The organism is Marinomonas pontica (genome assembly GCF_026191375.1).
In the GTDB taxonomy this organism is placed as follows: domain Bacteria; phylum Pseudomonadota; class Gammaproteobacteria; order Pseudomonadales; family Marinomonadaceae; genus Marinomonas; species Marinomonas pontica.
This window is the reverse complement of sequence record NZ_JAODTL010000013.1, coordinates 34,105-40,905: the sequence shown is the minus strand read 5'-3', so window position 1 is coordinate 40,905 and position 6,801 is coordinate 34,105. Positions and strand designations below refer to the sequence as shown.

Genomic DNA, 6,801 nt, shown 5'->3' with positions numbered 1-6,801 from the left:
TCAAAGACCGCGATATCGCGATGGTGTTCCAGTCTTATGCCTTGTACCCAAACATGAGCGTAGCGCAAAACATTTCGTTTGGTTTGGAAATGCGCAAAGTGCCGAAAGAAGAACGTGATGTAGAAGTACAACGCGTTGCAGAATTGCTGCAAATCAACCATTTGTTAGATCGCAAGCCAGCACAATTGTCTGGTGGTCAGCGTCAACGTGTTGCCATGGGTCGAGCCTTAGCGCGTCGCCCTCAGCTTTACTTGTTTGATGAGCCGCTGTCTAACCTAGACGCTAAATTGCGTGTAGAGATGCGTACAGAGATTAAAAAGCTGCACAAAAAATTAGGCACGACCATCGTTTATGTAACCCATGATCAAATCGAAGCCATGACGCTAGCTGACCGCATTGCGGTCATGAAAGATGGCCAAGTTCAGCAGCTTGGAACACCACAAGAAATTTACGACAACCCAGCAAACTTATTCGTGGCAGGATTCATGGGCTCTCCAGCGATGAACTTCATTCCTGCGAAAGTGGTTGAGCAAGATGGCGCGCCAATGTTGGAACTGGCCACCAGCACCACCGTTGCTTTGCCATTCCCTAAACCAGAGTCGCTAAAAAACTACGTAGGCAAAACCGTTCTACTGGGCTTGCGTCCAGAAATGATCACCGAGCCTCAACCACACAAAGAAGGGCAACCTTTTGTGACCACAACGGACGTAGAAGTAGAAGTAACAGAACCCATGGGTGCCGATACCATGATTTTGACGCGTGTTAACGACGCCGAAATCAACTGTCGTTCTAACCCAATGTACCCAGCCGAGCCAGGGTCTATCATCAAAATGATGTTTGATACTTCTAAGGCTGTTGTTTTTGATCAAGAATCGGGCAAACGCCTTGATGTCTAAACCGTTTTTTTCATAACGTTTTGGCTTTTGTAAGCAGGCCTGTGACGGAGACTTTCTCCATCACAGGCTTTTTTTATCTCAAAAGCGCATGATTTTGCACAAATGGTCAAAATTATTACACCGTCTCTCGAACTTGTCATAAATATAAGATACATTTTGAGAACCGTAATCAAACAAATCACTCCATAGTGAGATTTGGTTATCCATAATCAAAGAACTGCTGACTAATATCATGTAAGGAAAGGAACCATGAAATTTACAACGCGTTTAATCGCCAATCTTGCCGTAACGGGCGTCGCTCTTTCAGTGACGGCTTGTTCCATGATGGGGCCACAAAAGCCCGATTGGCAAGAAGACAAAGAATACCGAGTCACTATTTTGCACACCAATGACCACCACGGTCGTTTCTGGCAAAACAACAATGGCGAATACGGCATGGCCGCGCGTAAAACTCTGATCGATAACATTCGTGAAGAAGTCGCATTGGACAACGGTAATTCACTACTGCTGTCTGGCGGCGACATCAACACGGGCGTGCCAGAGTCTGACCTGCAAGACGCGGAGCCTGATTTTCGCGGTATGAACATGCTGAAATACGATGCGATGGCATTAGGTAACCATGAGTTCGACAACCCGCTTGATGTATTGCAAAAACAACAAGATTGGGCAGGTTTCCCGTTCCTTTCTGCGAACATCTTGGATGCGAAAACCGGCAAGCCATTGTTTGACGCGTACAAAATATTCCAAGTGGATGACCTTAAAATCGCAGTGGTTGGCTTCACCACAGACGACACAGCGAAACTGGGTAATCCAGAGTTCCTAGAAGGCATCAAAATTGAATCGCCCATTACGGTGGCGAAAACCTTGATTCCTGAATTACGCAAGAAAGCCGACCTTGTTGTGGCCGTGACGCACATGGGCCATTATCAAGATGGCAATTACGGTGGTAACGCGCCGGGCGATGTGACACTCGCACGCACCGTTCCGGGTATTGATGTGATTGTCGGTGGCCACTCGCAAAACCCTCTTTTCCAACCGGATGAGCAAAACGGCACATTGATTCTTCAAGCGCATGAATGGGGCAAATACGTTGGCCGTCTAGACTTTGTGTACAAAAACGGCGCGATTGTTTGGTCTGAGTACAAACTGATTCCTGTGAACTTGAAGAAAAAAATCACCAATGCAGACGGCAAATCTGAACGCGTCTTCATTGAAGAAGAAATTGCTCAAGACCCCACCATGCTTGCAATGCTAACGCCATTCCAAGAAAAAGGTCAGACTGAACTGAACGTAGAAATCGGTTTTTCAAACACGGACTTTATTGGCGATCGCAGCGTTGTTCGTAATCAAGAAACCAACCTAGGTAACCTGATTTCATTGGCAATGAAAAACAAAGTCAATGCAGACATCGGTGTAATGAACTCCGGTGGTATCCGTGACAACCTAGAAAAAGGCGTCGTGACGTATAAGAGCGTCTTGAAAGTACAGCCATTCGGTAACATGGTGTCTTATGCAGACTTCACTGCCGCTGAGCTAACGGACTACCTTTCTGTGGCGGCGGCAAAACAAGCCGGTACTGGCGCATTTGCTCGTGTTCAGTGGTGTGTCTCTGACGCTGAAAGACGATAAAGCCATCGAACATCATGGTGAATGGCAAAGCATTAGAAGCGGGTAAAACCTACCGCATTGCGATGAACAACTACACAGCGTCCGGCGGTGATGGCTACCCTAAAATTGTCGATCATCCAAACTACGTCAACTCAGGCTATGTGGATGCCGATGTGTTAGTGGAATACATCCAAAACAACTACCCGTTAGATGGCGCTAAATTCGCGCCAACGGGTGCGGTAAAACGTTAATCGCTGTTTTCTAATCAGCACACAAAAAAGCCCCAGTAGATTTCACTGGGGCTTTTTTGACTACAAACCAAATGGAAGGCTTACGGCTTTTTATAGGTTAGCGACCAGGTTAACGGCGTTGGTAGCTTTTCGGACTCTAACTTCACGGTGAACTGCAATTCGTTCTCACTGATTTGCTTCCATGTATTGGTCCGCTTACCTCGTTCTGAGGTGAGCACCACAACCACGCCATCGCTCATAGACTGATACGTGCCAGAAATCTCAATCCCTTCGTCGTCTTTTTTAATCACTTCTCCGTTGGCACTGGTTGGAATAACATCGGCTACAGCGTCATCGCATTGCCATTGAAACTGCTCCGCTTGCCACCCTAATGACCATTGCTGACACACCTGCGTTTGCTTTTTCAGCACCGGTCGCGCCAGGGCACGAATAAAGAAGTTCATCTCTTGTGCCACATTCTCAACCGCGTCTTCCAACTTAGCTTGCGTGCTGTCTGCGTCTTGCAGATGCCACTTTCCAGCCAACGCATTGCTGGATGCATTCGCCCCCGTACTCAGTGTCATCGACAGCATAATGCCAGCACAAACACCCGCCCCAATCAGTCTATTCACCTTGCTTCTCCTTATTGTTATTGTGAATAAATAATCGCAGAGTCAAACAGACTTGTAAGGCGCAAAAACGCGCACAATGACTGACATTTAGCGCCAAACGATGGTACTAGACCTTGTGAGGCGCCATAGGGAAAAGTGTGCTGTGGCTTAAATATTGTGTCGCGAGGTCGCTTTTTACCGGTTTCGAAAAGTAATATCCCTGAAAGCGCGCGCAGCCAATGGCTTCCAAAATGCCTTTTTCTGCATAACTTTCAACCCCTTCCGCCAATACCGACAAATTCATGTGGGCTGCCATGGAAACAATGGTGTTAATAATGACATGGCTGTTGGGATCGCTTGATAGATCACGCACAAAGGACTGGTCTATTTTGAGCTGATCAATGGGAAAATGTTGAAGATAGCGTAACGATGAATACCCCGTTCCAAAATCATCGATCGAAAAACGCACTTGTTGTTCTTTTAACAACCACATTTTTTCAGCCACTGAAGCGATGTTCTCCACCAGCATGCCTTCGGTGATTTCAAAGTCCAACAAGCTCGGGTCAACGTGCGTGTTATCAATCACCTCTTTCACCGTATCGACAAAGCTGTCTTTGGCGAATTGATACGGGCTGATGTTGATCGCAATGCCTCTAAAAGACAACGGCAAACCTTTTTCTTGCCAAACGGTTAACTGCCGACATGCCGTGTCCATGACCCAATACCCTATTTCCTCGATCATGCCCATTTCCTCAGCAATCGGGATAAAGCGATCGGGCGGAACCAAACCCAGCTCGTCATTGCTCCAACGCAACAAGACTTCAAAGCCAATCAGCAAGCCATTTTCATTCACCTGAGGCTGATACACCAAATACAGCTCATCGTTACTCACTGCGCTGTGGAGTGCTTTTTCCAGCAAGGCGCGTTCTGTGACTTGTTGCTGCATTTCTTGTCGGTAGAAACGATACCCGTTGCGGCCACTTTCTTTCGCTTCATACATCGCCGTGTCCGCTTGGCGCAAGACTTGAACGTCGTTCACACCATCCAAAGGAAACAAGCTAATGCCAATACTGGCCGAGATAAACAGATCGGTTTTTTCTAAATGATAGACCTGACAAAGCTGCGCCAGTAATGTTTCTACCAGCGTTGTTGCTCGCCCCCGAGCTTCCTCAGACGTGTTTCCAAAAGAAGGAATCAGCAAAACAAATTCATCGCCACCAATACGCACCGCCACGTCAGAAGCCGACAAGCAAGCGACAATGCGTTTCGCGGCTTCAATCAACAAGGCATCACCAACATGGTGTCCCATGGAATCATTTACATTTTTAAACCGATCCAAATCAATAAACAACAAACCACCAATATGACCATTATTGCGTGCCTCTTTGATGACTTGCCCCATATTCTGGTTGAGGTAGCGTCGATTCGGCAGTCCTGTCAGCGCATCGTAATACGCCAACACACGCACCTGTTCTTGGTCTTTTTTACGCTGCGTAATATCACGAAAAGACGCCAAGAAAAACAGCTCATGATCCAATCGAATGATGTTGCCGCACACTTCAACGGGAAAAGCCTCGCCATTGCTGCGGTGGTATTGTGCTTCAAAGACTTTTGCCTCACCCTGAGAATAATCCGCCCACTCTTTCAACAAACTGGGGGTTTGCTCGGGGTCGATGGCTTGAATGGATAACGTCAACAAGGTGCGATTGTCGTAGCCCAACAGGCGACATGTTTCACTGTTGCTGTCCAAGATTTGGCCTTTGAGATTGGTCAGTAACATACACTCGCTGGATTGATGCAACACCGCTTTAAAATACGCCTCGCTTTTAGCCAGCTCGGTTTCTACTTTTCTGCGTTTGTGCCAAAGCGCCGTAATGGTGCGAGCCAAAATACCCAATTCATCGTCGCGCGAAGTCAGGTTCAGCTGCACTTGCGTTGGGGCTTTATCGACATTTTCCAAAATACTCAATTGCTCAATCAAACGAGAAAGTGGCCGAGACGTCTGCACATAAAACAGCATCAACATAGCCGCCCCCAGCAACAATGCCGAAAATAGCGAGGTCAGGAGTAAGCGAATATTACGACGAAGAAAGCCATTTGCCAGCGCTACCCTGTCGATGGTGACCGTTAACATGCCTACTTGAAAATGAGCGTCGCGATACAGCGGCAAGGTAAAATTCGACGGCAGGTCACTAAAAAGCTGACTGGATAACCCTCGCAAGAAAACCGCGGGCAACGGCTGAAACGCGCTTGCTAACTCGTTCCCTAAGTCATCGTCCAATCTGGCCGTATGAAAATTGTTCGACTTCATGAGTCCTGTTAGAACTTTTTTAGCCAGATCTTCGTCCAACGAATACGCGGCTTCAGTGGCAGAGTCTTTGACAATCTGCAGTGTCGACAACACCTGCTTTTGAATGGTTTGCTTTTCTTCATGCCAATCCGCTACGATCTGAAAAACACTCATCAACAGACTGAGCAACAGCAATAACAACAAAGCCCATTTGGCCTGTTTATAAGAAAGTCGCTTGCGCAGTGCTAACATAATCCCTCACTTGTTTAGGTCTCAATGTCCCGATGAAAATCCATATCGCTGAAAAATGGCGTCTCGTTGTCCGCTCTTATCCAACACATCGAGCCCTTTGTTTAAAATATCGCGCCACTTTTTCTGCATCAGGAAAAGCCTTGCTAAAACACACGTCATAATGATCTCGCCCTACGCCTTCAACATCGTAGAAGCTAAGCTGATCAAACACGCCCATGCGCTTCGACGCAAAAATGGCGCTGTCACGTTCCGTCATGAAAATATCTTGATTGCGCCGCAACACCACATTGATACCCTGATCCAACCCAGACACCAAAGAATATGGCAGCTTAGCCCCATTCAAAATATCCGACTGTGCCCAGCCATTCACCGCGGCGACATTGTATTTATGCAATAAAGCCAGTGTTGGGCTTTGGCCATCCAAATGCCCTCGACGCGTCACGAAGGCATTCGCAGAATCACTCAGATGATCAGAAAACAGCGCAAACTTGTCACGAACTGGTAATTGCCGACAAGACACCGCCCCCAGCACCAAACCGGCCTCAACATCACGCATAATGCGCTTCCAGGGCGTGAGTTCAATGCGCACTGTCACACCCTGCGTTGCGTAAGCGGCCCGTAAGACATCCACGTCAAAGCCGTACACATCACCCACGTCCCCAAAGCTCGCTGGGGCAGGCAGTACATTGGAATCAATAATGTGAGGTGGCAAATGTATCGTATGCAACACAATTTCTTCTGCGTGCGCCATCGTCCCAGACGCACACACAGGCAGCAAAACACCAGCAAACAACGCACGACGCACCAAGTTATCATTAAACCCTATCCGTAATTAAACACTTCGAGTAAACAGCACGCCCAAACACACTGGAGTCATCTGCAATAAACTGACCAAATTTTAACCACAAACCAAA

General features: G+C 47.4%; 6 protein-coding genes. 3 read left to right on the top strand and 3 right to left on the bottom strand.

Annotation, left to right across the window (positions count from 1 at the left end):
- The 3 genes from N5P32_RS01805 to N5P32_RS17885 all read left to right on the top strand — a co-directional run.
- Positions 1–896: ABC transporter ATP-binding protein (locus tag N5P32_RS01805; RefSeq protein ID WP_265727491.1), on the top strand; the 896-nt coding region annotated here is incomplete at its 5' end.
- Positions 897–1,145: 249 nt separating this feature from the next.
- Positions 1,146–2,525: a bifunctional UDP-sugar hydrolase/5'-nucleotidase UshA gene (gene ushA, locus N5P32_RS01800; RefSeq protein ID WP_322783804.1), complete on the top strand. Its 1,380-nt coding sequence runs from the start codon at positions 1,146–1,148 to the stop codon at positions 2,523–2,525.
- Between the two features lie 14 nt (positions 2,526–2,539).
- A complete protein-coding gene (locus N5P32_RS17885) occupies positions 2,540–2,755 on the top strand; it encodes a 5'-nucleotidase C-terminal domain-containing protein (RefSeq protein WP_322783803.1) in 216 nt (71 codons plus the stop codon).
- An 80-nt stretch (positions 2,756–2,835) separates the two neighbouring features.
- Here the strand turns inward: N5P32_RS17885 and N5P32_RS01795 are convergent, their stop codons facing one another.
- The 3 genes from N5P32_RS01795 to N5P32_RS01785 all read right to left on the bottom strand — a co-directional run bounded on the left by N5P32_RS01795 (position 2,836) and on the right by N5P32_RS01785 (position 6,692).
- Positions 2,836–3,366, bottom strand: a complete 531-nt coding sequence (locus tag N5P32_RS01795) for a hypothetical protein (RefSeq protein WP_265727490.1) — start codon at positions 3,364–3,366, stop codon at positions 2,836–2,838.
- A 106-nt stretch (positions 3,367–3,472) separates the two neighbouring features.
- Positions 3,473–5,887, bottom strand: coding sequence for a putative bifunctional diguanylate cyclase/phosphodiesterase (locus N5P32_RS01790; protein WP_265727489.1), 2,415 nt, complete (start codon positions 5,885–5,887; stop codon positions 3,473–3,475).
- A 76-nt stretch (positions 5,888–5,963) separates the two neighbouring features.
- Positions 5,964–6,692: a substrate-binding periplasmic protein gene (locus tag N5P32_RS01785; protein WP_265727488.1), complete on the bottom strand. Its 729-nt coding sequence runs from the start codon at positions 6,690–6,692 to the stop codon at positions 5,964–5,966.
- Between the last annotated feature and the right edge of the window lie 109 nt (positions 6,693–6,801).